At 64.0% G+C, this 14,119-nt stretch carries 11 protein-coding genes and 4 tRNA genes; 7 read left to right on the top strand and 8 right to left on the bottom strand.

What is annotated here, in order from left to right:
* Positions 1-278 precede the first annotated feature (278 nt).
* Together CKV91_RS06240 and CKV91_RS06235 are read right to left on the bottom strand one after the other, a co-directional pair.
* Complete coding sequence (locus CKV91_RS06240) at positions 279-1,343, bottom strand: NAD(P)-dependent alcohol dehydrogenase (RefSeq protein ID WP_021105531.1); 1,065 nt, start codon at positions 1,341-1,343, stop codon at positions 279-281.
* A 215-nt stretch (positions 1,344-1,558) separates the two neighbouring features.
* Positions 1,559-1,633, bottom strand: a tRNA-Val gene (locus tag CKV91_RS06235).
* 288 nt (positions 1,634-1,921) lie between these two features.
* On the opposite strand from CKV91_RS06235, the gene CKV91_RS06230 reads away from it, so the two are divergent.
* The 4 genes from CKV91_RS06230 to CKV91_RS06215 all read left to right on the top strand — a co-directional run bounded on the left by CKV91_RS06230 (position 1,922) and on the right by CKV91_RS06215 (position 3,210).
* A tRNA-Gly gene (locus tag CKV91_RS06230) sits at positions 1,922-1,994 on the top strand.
* 32 nt (positions 1,995-2,026) lie between these two features.
* Positions 2,027-2,097, top strand: a tRNA-Cys gene (locus CKV91_RS06225).
* 1 nt (position 2,098) lies between these two features.
* Positions 2,099-2,173 (top strand) — tRNA-Val (locus CKV91_RS06220).
* 284 nt (positions 2,174-2,457) lie between these two features.
* Positions 2,458-3,210, top strand: a complete 753-nt coding sequence (locus CKV91_RS06215) for a sirohydrochlorin chelatase (RefSeq protein ID WP_021105530.1) — start codon at positions 2,458-2,460, stop codon at positions 3,208-3,210.
* On the opposite strand, the gene CKV91_RS06210 is transcribed toward CKV91_RS06215, so the two are convergent.
* Entirely contained in the window at positions 3,196-4,059 is an 864-nt protein-coding gene (locus CKV91_RS06210; RefSeq protein WP_065860674.1) for a PPK2 family polyphosphate kinase, read from the bottom strand. The two genes, CKV91_RS06215 and CKV91_RS06210, sit on opposite strands and share 15 nt — an antisense overlap.
* A 150-nt stretch (positions 4,060-4,209) precedes the next feature.
* On the opposite strand from CKV91_RS06210, the gene msrB reads away from it, so the two are divergent.
* The 3 genes from msrB to CKV91_RS06195 all read left to right on the top strand — a co-directional run bounded on the left by msrB (position 4,210) and on the right by CKV91_RS06195 (position 6,694).
* Entirely contained in the window at positions 4,210-4,653 is a 444-nt protein-coding gene (gene msrB / locus CKV91_RS06205; RefSeq protein WP_021103262.1) for a peptide-methionine (R)-S-oxide reductase MsrB, read from the top strand.
* A gap of 129 nt (positions 4,654-4,782) precedes the next feature.
* Positions 4,783-5,358, top strand: a complete 576-nt coding sequence (locus CKV91_RS06200) for a DUF3000 family protein (protein ID WP_021103261.1) — start codon at positions 4,783-4,785, stop codon at positions 5,356-5,358.
* A 40-nt stretch (positions 5,359-5,398) separates the two neighbouring features.
* Positions 5,399-6,694 (top strand): HRDC domain-containing protein, encoded by a 1,296-nt coding sequence (locus CKV91_RS06195; protein ID WP_021103260.1) that lies wholly within the window; start codon positions 5,399-5,401, stop codon positions 6,692-6,694.
* 63 nt (positions 6,695-6,757) lie between these two features.
* Here CKV91_RS06195 and dxs read toward each other — a convergent pair whose 3' ends face one another.
* The 5 genes from dxs to CKV91_RS06170 all read right to left on the bottom strand — a co-directional run bounded on the left by dxs (position 6,758) and on the right by CKV91_RS06170 (position 13,889).
* On the bottom strand, positions 6,758-8,623 hold the full coding sequence (gene dxs, locus CKV91_RS06190) for a 1-deoxy-D-xylulose-5-phosphate synthase (protein ID WP_021105529.1): 1,866 nt from the start codon (positions 8,621-8,623) through the stop codon (positions 6,758-6,760).
* Positions 8,624-8,810: 187 nt separating this feature from the next.
* Positions 8,811-11,477, bottom strand: coding sequence for an aconitate hydratase AcnA (gene acnA / locus CKV91_RS06185; RefSeq protein ID WP_021103258.1), 2,667 nt, complete (start codon positions 11,475-11,477; stop codon positions 8,811-8,813).
* Between the two features lie 153 nt (positions 11,478-11,630).
* Positions 11,631-12,086: a MarR family winged helix-turn-helix transcriptional regulator gene (locus CKV91_RS06180; protein ID WP_021103257.1), complete on the bottom strand. Its 456-nt coding sequence runs from the start codon at positions 12,084-12,086 to the stop codon at positions 11,631-11,633.
* Positions 12,083-12,625, bottom strand: coding sequence for a glutathione peroxidase (locus tag CKV91_RS06175; RefSeq protein WP_021105526.1), 543 nt, complete (start codon positions 12,623-12,625; stop codon positions 12,083-12,085). The genes CKV91_RS06180 and CKV91_RS06175 overlap by 4 nt, the downstream gene beginning before the upstream one ends.
* Positions 12,626-12,734: 109 nt before the next feature.
* Complete coding sequence (locus CKV91_RS06170) at positions 12,735-13,889, bottom strand: class I SAM-dependent RNA methyltransferase (protein ID WP_021103255.1); 1,155 nt, start codon at positions 13,887-13,889, stop codon at positions 12,735-12,737.
* Positions 13,890-14,119: the final 230 nt, after the last annotated feature.

Raw genomic sequence — 14,119 nt, 5'->3', positions numbered from 1 at the left:
CTGGTCCGCGGTGGGTCTCGTGGTGCGACTCGCCTCATTCGGGGGAGTCACTGGCAATCATGTCTGAACACAGAGTAGTGGTGAGTAGTGTCGAACTGTGAACCGGCAGCCCCAGTGCATGAAAGTGCAGCAGCAATCCATCCTGCATGGACATGTGCTCATCACCGGGACGTGCGCATTCCGCGACCGGCACCGGGTGACGTGGCTGCCACGGCCACGTCACCCGAGATCACGTCACGAACTCGGCGGTACGCGAATTCGTTGCCCGAGGCCGGCGATCAGGCCTCCAGTGGAGCGTCCTCGAAACCTGCGGTGTCGATGACGAAACGGGAACGCACGTCGCCGGCGACGACGCGATCGTAGGCGACGTCGACGTCATGGACGCCGATCTTCTCGATCCTGGCCCCGATGCCGTGCTCGGCACAGAAGTCAAGCATTTCCTGGGTCTGCGCGATGCCGCCGATGTTGGACCCGGCCAGCGCCTTGTCGCCAGCAATGAGATTCCTGGCACTGATCTCCAGACCCTCCGGGGGCAGCCCGACGAGCACCATGGCACCGAACGGCTTGAGAAGACCCAGGTAGCCGCGCAGGTCGATCGGAGCGCTGATGGTGTTGAGGATGAAGTCGAACTCGCCGCGGTGGTTCGTGAAGAAGTCGGGTTCGCTGGTGGCCAGGAGTCTGCTGGCGCCGAGCTCCTTGGCGTAGGCCTCCTTGTTGGTGGTACGCGACAGGACGGTGACGTTCGCCCCCATGGCAACGGCGATCTGCACTCCCATGTGTCCCAGTCCGCCCAGACCGAGCACCGCCACGTTCTGCCCCTCGTGCACGTTCCAGTTCGCCAACGGCGAATAGGTGGTGATGCCGGCACACAGCAGCGGGGCCGCGACGTCGAAGTCCAGGGAGTCCGGGATGCGGCACACGAAGTTCTCGTTGACGACGACCTTCTGTGAGTAGCCACCCTGGGTGATCGTGCCGTCAACGTCAGTGGAGTTGTAGGTGCCGACGTTGCCGTTGAGACAGGCCTGTTCCTGGTGGTTGCGGCACTGCTCGCACTCACCACAAGAGTTCACCAGGCAGCCGACACCCACACGATCGCCCACCTGGTACTTGGTGACGCCCTCCCCCACAGCCGAGACGACGCCGGCGATCTCATGACCGACGGCCAACGGAAAATGCGCCTGTCCCCACTCGTTGCGCACGGTGTGGATGTCCGAGTGGCACACCCCGGCAGCCTTGATGTCGATGACGACGTCGTCGGCGCGTGGATCACGACGTTCGATCTCCACGACCTTGAATGGTTCGTCCGCAGAAGCCTTCTGAAGGGCCTTGACAGTGAAGGGCATGATTTCTCGCCTCGATCTTCGTGGTTCGATCCAGCCTGGAGGACCACCAGGCTCGGCTCCAATCCTAGTGAGCAACAAAGCAGACAGCAGGGATGTATGGCACGCCGAACCCTCGAGGGAGCAGAGTGCGACCAAGAGCGTGGAGGGGCACCCCCGTGGCATGGGCCATTCCATACGACACGAAAAATGGGGCCACGGTTTCGTGACCCCATGTCTGGTGGGCGATGCGGGGTTCGAACCCGCGACCCCTTCGGTGTGAACGAAGTGCGCTACCACTGCGCCAACCGCCCAGCGAGGAAGCACTCTATCGAACTCGAAGCGATTCGTCCACATCGGGAGAAATGACAACCCGTGATTGCCACGATGTCCGGGATCCTCGGACCATGACCTCACGCCCGCCGCACCGCGCAACGGCGTGTGCACCATCGCAGAAAAAATTTTCTTCACTCTGACTAGGGATTTCACTCCATCGACAGGGATTTTGAGGGCAACTGGACAGATTCCGACTTGCATTGCCCATCAACCTGCTCTAGTGTTTTCTCTCGTCGCCCGGCGGGTCGCCCCAAAGGAAACGACATGCGGACGTGGCTCAGTTGGTAGAGCATCACCTTGCCAAGGTGAGGGTCGCGGGTTCGAGTCCCGTCGTCCGCTCGGAGAAGGTCTTTCGACCTATCCACACTTCCGGTGGAGTGGCCGAGAGGCGAGGCAGCGGACTGCAAATCCGTATACACGGGTTCAAATCCCGTCTCCACCTCGGGCGGTTGGCGCAGCGGTAGCGCGCTTCCCTGACACGGAAGAGGTCGCCAGTTCAAACCTGGCATCGCCCACCACATCCCTCAGCTGTCGACGAAGGATCAGCTGAGGGTCTTTTCATGTCTGCCGTACCGGCATCGACTGTTCCCCTTGCACTCCTGTGGACTGGTGACGTCCCCGTTGTCACTGCCCCTGACCATCTGCTGCCACACGATGCACCGGGCTCTTCCGCAGCCCAATGCTCCGCAGTCCGGGGCGAGTTGGCGGAACCGTTTTCCGACCCACTGGTCGAGGCGTATGCCGTACCGTGAGAAGATGTCCCCAATCGATCACAGCGAGAACTGAGGGGAGGACGAGGTCCATGAGCGCTCCCATTCTTGGTCTGGCTCTGCCCTCGGCTGCTGACGCCCGCGCCAAAATCGCAGCTCTACGAATGCGCCAACGCATCTCAGCACTGCATCCCCACATCACCACCACCGCTGCCTTCGTGTCGGCCACCGGAAAGGTCACCGCTCCCAAGATCCATCCGACGTGGGAGGAATTCGTCCTCGTCCCCATGGACCTCACCCATCTGCAGTCGACCAGTTCCCAGATCACCAACCTGGGTGAGCACATCAGTTCACACCACCCCGATCTCAAGGTGACGGTTGCCCAGCCCATCGGCCCGGCTCCAGCCCTGCTCAACATCGTCGACTCACGACTTCGTCTGGCGACCCACCGGGCGCACAGCCAGGAGATCGACGCTCTCGTCCTGTCGGCGCCCGATGGTGGTGACAAGCGTGGAGCTGCGATGCTCTCGCGCATGTCGCGACTGTGGTCCCAGCATCATCACCTGCCGGCCCGACTGGCGACCCACGGAGTGCAGACCCGCGGCATCGCCGACGTCGTCACCGACCTGCGCCGAGAGGGACGACGTCACATCGCCGTGGGATCGCTGTGGGTGTGCGAGGACTCCGCCACACGGGAACACGACCGACGAGCCCGGGCAGCCGGCGCAGAGGTGGTCGGGGCCCCCGTCGGGGACGATGCGCACTTGGCGGCCTGGGCATTCCAGCGTTACTGCTCAGCTGCCCTGGGCATGGTGGCGAGCCCCGAGGACTCAGTCCCCGAGTAGTTTGTGGCGCTGCTCGTCGACATCGAAGTCGACGGCGGGCCAGGTGATGTTCATCGATCGCAGCGTCTCCAGAAGGATCTGTGCCACCGCCCAGTTGCGATACCACTTGTGGTCGGCGGGAATGACGTACCAAGGCGCAATGTCTGGATTGCACCGCTCCAACACGTCGGTGTACGCCTGTTGGTAGTCGCCCCATTTTGCGCGCGCGGCGATGTCACTCGGATCGAATTTCCAGTGCTTCTCCGGATTGTCCAGACGGGCCACCAGACGTTCCTGCTGCACCTTGGGTGAGATGTGCAGGAAGAATTTGACGATGACGGTGCCGCTGGCCGCCAGCTCGGCTTCGAACCTGTTGATGCGGTCGTACCGCTTGCGCCACACCTCTGGTTCGACGAGCTCGTCCACCCTGGCCACGAGGACGTCCTCGTAGTGTGATCGGTCGAAGACGCCGATCATCCCGGCGTCGGGAAGCTCGCGGCGGATCCGCCACAGGAAGTCGTGGGACAGCTCCTCCTTGGTCGGTGCCTTGAAGGCCGCCAGCTGAATGCCCTGCGGGTCGAGCAGGCCGAAGGTGTGCCGCACCACCCCGCCCTTGCCGGCCGTATCCATGCCCTGCAGGATCACCAGGACGCGACGAGCCGAGTCGGCATTGACGCGTCCCCGGGCGAAGAGCCGCTCCTGCAGGGCAGACAGCTGCTCGCCCATCTGCACGGCGACGTCCTTGGTCGTCTTCTTGTCGCCGGGTGCCTTGGGGGTGGCACCGGTGTCGATCTCTGCAAGATCGACCTGGACCTGGGGGCAGCGCAGCACATCGCGCAACATGCGGTCGTCATCAATGTCATGAGCCATGCCTCAATGGTCACCACCCCTGATGTCGCATGCATCTCGGTGGTCGAACGTGCATGGCATTTTCGGCCCACAGCACATTCCATCCCTCCCGGCAGAGCCTCATTCGGTCGTAGTATCAATCCCTACCGTCAAGCAGGAGGGAGATCCGTCATGGCCAACCAGTCCAGTACCGAACCTGCACCTGAGACTCCGCACGTACACCTGACCGATCAGCAGTGGCGCGAGCGCCTCAATGCCGCCGAGTACCACGTCCTGCGCGAGGCAGGAACCGAGGCACCAGGAGTCGGCGAGTACACCGACACCACCACCGAGGGCATCTATCGATGCCGGGCCTGCGGCTGTGAGCTGTTCCGTAGCGACGAGAAATTCGCCTCGCACTGTGGCTGGCCGTCGTTCTTCGCACCGATGGCCGAGGGCCGCGTCACCTATCATCACGACACCTCCATACCGGGGCGACCTCGCACCGAGGTGAGGTGCCGCAACTGCGGGTCGCACCTGGGCCACGTCTTCGAGGGTGAGGGCTACGACACGCCCACGAACCAGCGCTACTGCATCAATTCCATCTGCCTGAGCCTGGAGCCCACGCAGAACTGATACGCAGCACACTGTCGTGATCAGGGCTGGGGCGTGGATCTGGGGCGTGAGTCCGAGCTGGACTGTTGCAGGGGGCACTCTCCGGCGAGCCTGCCTGTCAGGCCATGACCGGCCAACTAGCCTGTCAGCGTGTCCCTTCAGCCATTCGTCCCACCGTTCACACAGGTCTGTGACGTCATCAAACAGACGACGTGGCACCACGACCTCACCGTGCGCGAGATTCCTGCTCCGACACGGATCGCCAAGGACAGCATGGCCATTGAGGCCGTCGTCTCCCACGATGGCGAGGAAATTGGAAGTGGCCGACTCATCGTGCTCCACCAGTCGTTCTGGGAGGACGCCTGGGAGGGCGATTACCGGCTCGTGACGATGTCCCGGGCCGAGGTCGACCACCAGATCGCCACCGATCCGCTGCTGGGCGAGGTCGCATGGTCGTGGCTCACCGACGCCCTGGACCAGCGCAGGACCACCTACCGCGCGGCTGCAGGGACGACGACGGCGGTCCTGAGTCACTCCTTCGGGCAGATCGCGGGAGACCCCGAGGAGAACCGTGTCGAATTGCGCGCCTCATGGACCCCCGACATCGAGGAGACCCATGACATCGTCGATCATCTCATGGCGTGGCAGGACCTGCTGTGCCTCACCTGCGGAATCCAGCCCGTTCCAGACGGCGTCGTCTCCATCGCACCCCGACGAGCCAAGTGAGTGGGAGCAGGATGCAACACGTTTCTCGACGGGCCCGGCCATGACGCCGCATGACGTGCCTGGTCAGGACATCGACCCTGATTCCGGGCTGCCCATTCTCAGCGAACCCTCCGAACCCCTGGCACCCGTCGTCGACACCCCCGAGGCCCTGACACGTACCATCACGGCCCTGCGTCATGGCACCGGGCCCGTGGCCATCGACACCGAACGCGCCCACGGATTCCGGTACTGGCCGCGGGCCTACCTCATCCAGCTGAGACGCTCCGGCAGCGGGACCCACCTCGTCGACCCCACTGCCTTTGATGACGGCTCCGCCGGTGTCGGTCTGGATGGCCTGGCGCAGGCGCTGTCCGGCACCGAGTGGATACTGCATGCCGCCATCCAGGACATCCCGTGCCTCGCCCTGGAGGGTCTTCGCCCCACCATGCTCTTCGACACCGAGCTCGCCGGGCGTCTGCTGGGACTGCCCAAGGTGGGCCTGGGCCACATGGTGGAACGTTACTGCGGGGTGCATCTGCTCAAGGAACACTCCGCCTCCGACTGGTCGCAACGACCGCTGCCCGAGGACTTCCTCGCCTATGCGGCCCTTGACGTCGAGCTGCTCGACGAACTGAGGGTCACGGTGTGGCACGACCTGCAGAATGCCGGCAAACAGGAGTGGGCGCGCCAGGAATTCGGCCACCTGGTCCAGGTGGCCGCAGCGGCCCCGTCCACCATGAGCGCCACCGATCCGACCCGCTGGCGTCGCACCTCGGGAATCGGCGAGGTCACCACCCGTGCCGGGCTTCAGGTGGTCAAGGACCTCTGGCAGGCCCGGGACTCCGTGGCCCAGGAGCTTGACGTGGCACCGAGCAAGGTGCTGCACGACCGAGTCATCATCTCCCTGGCCCGTCAGGTGGGTGCGTGCGTCACCCTCACCGATGCAGACGTTCGGAGAACCCGCGGATTCCGCCATGGCAGGGCCAAGGCACATCTCGACGTGTGGACACAGGCCATTCGTCACGCCGCCAGAACCCCGGCCAAGGAATACCCACCCAAGCGCGCGCCACGTGATCCCCACCGCATTCCCCCACCACGGAACTGGGAGCGCCACCATCCCGAGGCGGCCCGTCGGTGGCAGGCCGTGCGCCCGGCTGTCAACGAGTTGGCGGAGTCGGCACACATCGATCCAGCGAATCTCATCGCCCCCGACGCGGTACGACAGGTGTGTTGGCGGCCGCCATGGGACCTCAGTCCCATCGGTGTGGACGCCTTCCTCGCCGATCTTGGCGCCAGACAGTGGCAACGAGACCTGGTGGCAGGACGTGTCTCCCGAGTGCTGCGCTCGGCACGGTGATTCCCAGATCGGCACCGGGTTCCCGCACACCTGGGGGACCCACAAGTCTCGTCCGCTGGCTCCTCAGATGTGCTGGAGGAACTGGTTGACCGACTCGGCGATACCTGGTGCATCCAGGCCGATCCGTTTCATGATCGACGAGCGGGACGCCTGGGCGAGGAACTGCTTGGGGACACCGAGTTCGCAGGTGGGCGTCCACACCGCGGATTCTCGGAGTCGTGCCGAGAGCTGACTGCCCAACCCCTGGCTCACCAATCCGTCCTCGACCGAGACGACGGCTCGTGACTGGCGGGCCATCGACACGAGGGTGGGATTGATCGGCAACGCCCACCGTGGGCTCACCACCGTGACCTCCTCGCCGAGTGAGGTCGCTGCCTCCACCGCGGCTCCACACAGCTGTCCATGGGCCACCATGAGCACTCCACCGGGGGCGCCTTCCTTGAGCACATCCACCTCGTCGATGGTCCTGAGAACCTCGACGGTCTCGGGCATGGGGTCCTTGGAGTAGCGAATGACGGTGGGGCGGTCATCGATGTCGATGGCCTGCCACAGCACCGATTCCAGGTGGGCACGATCGCGCGGAGCGGCCATCATGAGGCCAGGGACGATCCCGCAGATGGCAAGGTCCCACATGCCGTTGTGGCTGGCTCCATCCGTGCCGGTGATCCCGGCACGGTCCAGGACGACGGTGACTCCCTGCTCGTGCAGGCCGACATCCATGAGCAGCTGGTCGAAGGCTCGGTTGAGGAAGGTCGAGTACAGCGCAACGACGGGGTGCAGACCGGCGGTGGCCATACCTGCCGCAACGGTGAGTGCGTGCTGCTCGGCGATACCGACGTCCATGACGCGATCGGGGTGTCGGGCAGCGAAGGGTGCCAGACCCACCGGATAGAGCATTGCCGCAGTGATCCCGAAGACGTCGGGGCGTTTCTCACCGATCTCCACCATGCTCGCGGAGAACGCACCGCTCCAGGTGTGTGTACTGGTCCCACCCAAGGATTGTCCGGTGGTGGGATCGATCTTGCCGACCGCGTGGAAGGCGTCCTCCTTGTTGTTCTCGGCTGCTGCGAAGCCCTTGCCCTTGACGGTGATGGCATGGACGATGACGGGACGGCCAAACCGTTTGGCAAGCTCGAAGGCACGTTCCAGGTCGGCCACGTTGTGACCGTCGACCGGCCCCAGATACTTGATCCCGAGGTCGGAGAAGATTCCCGGCCCACCGACCAGGACGTCCTTGACACCAGCCTTGACACCGTGCATGAGCCCGTAGACCTGCTTGCCCAGGGGGGCACCGGTCACGGCCTTCTTCATGCGCACCAGGGCGTCCTCGTAGTGCGGGTCGGTACGGATGGCCGAGAGCCGATCGGCCAGGCCGCCCACCGTTGGGGTGTAGGAGCGTCCGTTGTCGTTGACGATGATGACGAGTGGGAGGTCTGGTTGGGCGGCAATGGAATTGAGTGCCTCCCACGCCATACCGCCGGTGAGTGCCCCGTCCCCGATGACAGCCACCACGGTGCGATCGTCATGTCCCTGGCGCTGGAAGGCCCTGGCCATCCCCTCGGCCCATGACAACGAGGTGGAGGCATGGGAATTCTCGACCCAGTCGTGCTCGGACTCCGCACGACTGGGATACCCGGACAGCCCGTCCTCCTGACGCATCCTGTCGAACTGGTCGGCACGCCCGGTGAGGATCTTGTGGACGTAACTCTGATGACCGGTGTCGAAGATGATCGGGTCCCGTGGGGAGTCGAATACCTGATGCAGGGCGATGGTGATCTCCACGACGCCGAGATTCGGGCCGAGATGGCCTCCGGTGCGACTCACATGCTCGATGAGGAAGTCACGGATCTCCCCCGCCAGCTCCTCTGACTCCTCCAAGGAGAGTTGTCGAAGATCATCTGGGCAGTGAACGCGGTCGAGTAGGGACATGGTCACAATCCTATGCTCAATGCATGGCCAGTCACGTCGGTCACCTCATCGGGATGATGGGTTGACACGTGCCATGCGGTTCCTGACGTGAGGTGCCCTGCGATACGCCCGTCTCAGCGTGTCGCGGGGCACCTCGTCAGACGTGATCGCAGGTCATGCGCAACTGAGGCGACCCGAGCCGAACGTGTCACCCCGCCATCCGACGCAGCACGTACTGCAGGATTCCACCGTTGAGGTAGTACTCGCGCTCCCCCGGGGTGTCGATACGCACGACGACGTCGAACTCGGTGGTTCGGCCGTCCCGGGTCGCGGTGACGTGAATGGTCGGCGGGATCGTCTCATTGATCTGCTCGATGCCCTCGAAGTCAAAGGTCTCCTCACCGCTCAGACCCAGCGAGTCTGCGCTGACCCCCTCGGGGAACTGCAGGGGCAGCACACCCATGCCAATGAGGTTGGAGCGGTGGATGCGCTCGTAGCTCTCGGCGATGACGACCTTGACGCCCAGCAGCATGGTGCCCTTGGCGGCCCAGTCGCGTGAGGATCCCGAGCCGTACTCCTTGCCGCCCAGGACGACGAGCGGGGTGTTGGCGGCTCGGTAGTTCACCGCGGCGTCGTAGATGGTGCTCACCGGGCCGTCTGCGACGGTGAAATCACGGGTGAAGCCACCCTCGGTGCCGGGGGCAAGCTGGTTGCGCAGCCGAATGTTGGCGAAGGTGCCACGCATCATGACCTCGTGGTTGCCACGGCGGGAACCATAGGAGTTGAAGTCCTTGCGCTGCACGCCCTGCTCGGCCAGCCACAGCCCGGCCGGGGAGTCGGGCTTGATGGCACCGGCCGGGGAGATGTGGTCGGTGGTCACCGAGTCGCCGAGCTTGAGCAGCACCCGGGCGTCATGGATGTCGTGCATGGGCTCGGGACTGGCGGCCATGCCGTCGAAGATCGGCAACTTGCGCACGTAGGTGGAGTCGGCATCCCAGGCGAAGGTGTCACCCTCGGGTGTCTCCAGCGACTTCCAGCGTTCTCCCCCGTCGAAGACGTCGGCGTAGCGCTCGGTGTACATCTGCGCCGAGATGGACGAGTTGACGATCTCGGCGATCTCGGCAGCCGAGGGCCACAGATCCGTGAGGAACACCTCCTTCCCGCCATCGGTGACGGCGACCGGCTCGGTGGCGAGATCGATGTCCATCGTCCCGGCCAGCGCATAGATGACGACCAGCGGCGGAGAGGCCAGATAGTTCATCTTGACATCGGGGCTGATGCGTCCTTCGAAGTTGCGATTGCCCGAGAGCACCGCAGTGACGGCCAGATCTTTGTCATTGATGGCCGTCGAGACCTCGGGGATGAGCGGTCCGGTGTTGCCGATGCAGGTGGTGCAGCCGTAACCGACGAGGTCGAACCCGACAGTGCTGAGGTGCTGCGCCAGTCCAGCACGATTGAAGTAGTCGGTGACGACCTGGGATCCGGGGGCCAGGGAGGTCTTGACCCATGGCTTGGGCTTCAGGCCGAGCTCGTGGGCCTTCTTGGCGACCAGACCGGCGGCGATCATGACACTCGGGTTGGAGGTGTTGGTGCACGAGGTGATCGCGGCCACGGTGACGGCGCCATTGGCCAGCTCGAAGGAACGTCCGTCGGACAACGTCACCGGAACCTTGACACCCGGGTTGGAGGTGTAGCTGGGCACGAGACCCTCGAAGGACTCCTTGGCCTCGGTGAGTTCAATACGATCCTGCGGACGTTTCGGACCAGCGATGGCGGGGGTGACGGTGGACAGATCGAGCTCCAGGTACTCGGAGTAACGAGCCTCGTGGCTGGGGTCGTGCCACATGCCCTGGGCCTTGGTGTAGGCCTCGATGAGCTTGATCTGGTGCTCGTCGCGTCCGGTGAGTCGCAGATAGTCCAGGGTGACGTCGTCGACCGGGAAGATCGCGACGGTCGAACCGTACTCGGGGCTCATGTTGCCCAGGGTGGCCCGGTTGGCCAGCGGAACGGCGGAGACGCCGGAACCGTAGAACTCGACGAACTTGCCGACGACCCTGTGCTCACGCAGCATCTGGGTGATACGCAGGACGAGGTCGGTGGCAGTGACTCCTTCGGGAAGCTCCCCGGAGAGCTTGAAGCCGACGACGCGCGGGACGAGCATGGAGACCGGCTGGCCGAGCATGGCAGCCTCGGCCTCGATGCCGCCGACCCCCCAGCCGACGACGCCCAGCCCGTTGACCATGGTGGTGTGGGAGTCGGTGCCCACGCAGGTGTCGGGGTAGGCGATCCTGGTGCCGTCCTCCTCACGCACGAAGGTGACGCGGGCCAGGTGTTCCAGATTCACCTGGTGGACGATGCCGGTGCCCGGCGGGACGACGCGGAAGTTCTCGAAGGCCGTCTGCCCCCACCGCAGGAACTGGTAGCGCTCCCGGTTGCGGTCGTACTCGATGCCCATGTTGGCCTGCAGGGCGTCGGGGACGCCGAACTTCTCGACGATGACGGAGTGGTCGATGACCATCTCCGCCGGGGAGAGCGGATTGACCTTGTTGGGGTCTCCGCCGAGGTCGGCGATGGCTTCTCGCATGGTGGCGAGGTCGACGATGCACGGCACCCCGGTGAAGTCCTGCATGATGACGCGCGCCGGGGTGAACTGGATCTCATGGGAGGGCTGAGCGGTGGCGTCCCACTGGCCAAGAGCCGTGATCTGGTCGGCAGTGATGTTGGCACCGTCCTCGGTACGCAGCAGATTCTCCAGCAGGACCTTCAAGCTGTACGGAAGGTCGGAGGAACCGGGAACGGCGTCGATGTCGTAGATCTCGTAGGACTGACCATCGACGTCGAGGCTACGCCGGGCGCCGAAACTGTTGATGCTCATCGAATGAACTCCAAGCTCTAGATGACCGTTGGCTCCATCATCGCGCGAGATCGCCACCGCGTCTCGATTCCGAAGGATATCTTGATGTCAAGATACCATGCGACCATCGGGAGCGCAGAGTTCCTGCGCCATGGATCGGTGAACATCGGATCCTCACACCGCGGAGGTGACCGCCCCCGTCTCGGCAGGGGAATCGAGGATCTTGTGGAGGAGCCGGTGCAACTCCTTCGCCTCCCCTTCACTCAGCGGGAGGCATGCCCCCACGGCCTGCGGGATGTCCTTCACCTCATCGCGCAGGGCCTGCCCCTCAGGAGTGAGTCGGATGTGTACACGCCGCTCGTCCCGAGTGCAGCGAGACCGTGTGATCCACCCCTTGGTGGCCATCTTCTTGAGCACCGGGGTGAGAGTTCCACTGTCCAGATGAAGCCGTCGCCCCAGGTCATTGACCGAGACGTCATCGTGCTCCCACAGCGCCAGAAGGACGATGTACTGGGTGTACGTCAGACCCAACTTGCGAAAGTACGGTGTGTAGACGCCAGTCACCTTCCGCGCACAGGCATACAGCGGGAAGCACAGTTGGCGATCGAGCAGCAGATCGTCCTGGCTCACAGCAGACCCTCGATGCAGTCCCGGACGTCCTTCATGTCGGCAGTGGGCTCGAAGCGCGCAACGACGTTGCCAGCCCGGTCGATGACGAACTTCGTGAAGTTCCACTTGATGTCGGGGTTCGACTTGTAGTTCCTGTCGATCCTCTTGAGCATGACGCCCATGGCGAACGCCTTGGCACCTCGCCCGAAGCCCTCGAAGGGCCGCTGACCCTTGAGGTAGGTGTAGAGATCCAGCGCATGCTCACCGTTGACGTCACTCTTGCGCATCTGCGGAAACTCCGTGTGGTACGTGAGGGTGCAGAACTCATGGATCTCCTCGTCGGTGCCCGGCGCCTGCCCCTTGAACTGGTTGCATGGTATGTCGATGATCTCCAGGCCCTTGTCGTGGCAGTCGTGATAGATCTGCTCGAGGTCCTCGTACTGCGGGGTGAAGCCACACCCGGTGGCAGTGTTGACGATCATGATCACCTTGCCTTCGTACTGCTTGAGATCGAGGTCGGTTCCATCGGGGGTGGGAACGCTGTAGTCGTAGATGCTCATCGCTGTATGCCTCCTAGGGCTCAAAATCAAGTGACAAATAAAATTGTACACAACTTAATTTGATGTCAAGCAGGTGCTTGGCCCCTGCGCGGTGGAGTTCTGCTGGGAGTCACACCTCTCGTTCGAGGATGGCGACTGCCTCCACGTGGTGGGTCATCGGGAACAGGTCAAAGGCCTGGATGGTTCTGGGGCGGTAGCCCTGCTCGGCAAAAAGTTTGAGATCGCGTGCCAGGGCTGCCGGATCGCAGGCCACATGGGCAATGGCGCGAGGTGACGTCGCAGCCACGGCCTCGACGACCTTGCGCCCGGCTCCCCGACGCGGCGGGTCCAGCACAACGACATTGGTGCGACGGGGCAGCCTGCCCAGGGATCGCTCCATACGCCCAGCAATGAATCGGGCTCCGGGCACGTTCCTTCTGGCCAGCCGTACAGCTCGTCTGGAGATCTCGATTCCCGTGACACGAGCTCCGGCATCGGCCAACAGGCCGGCGAAAAGTCCCACGCCGCAGTAGAGGTCCAGGGCAGTCTCACCGGGACGTGGTGCGAGTTCTTCCAGGACGACCGATCCGAGGGTCTGTGCAGCGTGCGGATGCACCTGCCAGAACCCGGAGGCATCCACCTTCCAGCGGCGATCACCCACCGACTCGGTGACGGGGGTGGCCCCGAGAACCAGCTCCCCGTCATTGATGACCGACACCTGTGGGTCATCGGTCGATGCCGCCGAGACGGTGACGAGAAGCAGGTCCTGGGTGTGGGGTGCTGCCACAGTCGCGGCAGCTCGGCCAGCAGGGTGGGCAAGGGGGCAGCCGTCGTCGGGAACCGCGACGAGGTTGTGGGATCGGTGGCCACGCAGGGCGGGAACGCCATCGAGGGATCTGTACTGCATACGAGTGCGCCAGCCCAGACCATCCTCGGATCCCGGGATCGGCTGCACCGTACCGTGCCAGTCGATTCCAGCGATGCGGTTGAGCTGCTCGGCAAGTACCGCACCCTTGAGTTCTCGCTGTTGACCCAACTCGACGTGCTGGAAGTCACAACCCCCACACAGCTGCGCCACGGGGCAGGGGGGCACGACGCGGTACGGGCTGGGGTGCCGAATCGAGACGACCTGGGCGAACCAGTGCGATGCGTGGGAATCGTCGGTGATCTCGATGCTCACGTCCTCACCTGGCAGTCCGCCTCGCACGAACACGACGCGACCGTCCACCCGTGCAACGCAGTACCCGCCGTGCGCAATGGGGCCAAGATGAGCATCACAAGTCATGTCTGGACCTCATCCCGATGTGTACCTTTCGAGCAATGGCGTGATCTGTTCGGCGTGACAACCTCGCATGGGCGCACACCGTGCCAGAAACGCCACCCACTGCGGGGGCATGAGTCTGGCGTCGCGCATGCCACATGGGGGCCGACGCGGTGCCCACGTCCTGCTCACCTCCGGTCGAGGGAGCAGCGACACGGCCTGTGGAACAATTCACAGCGCCCTACCCTAGCCGG

The organism is Cutibacterium granulosum (assembly GCF_900186975.1).
Classification (GTDB): domain Bacteria; phylum Actinomycetota; class Actinomycetes; order Propionibacteriales; family Propionibacteriaceae; genus Cutibacterium; species Cutibacterium granulosum.
This window is presented reverse-complemented; position numbering and strand designations above follow the sequence as displayed.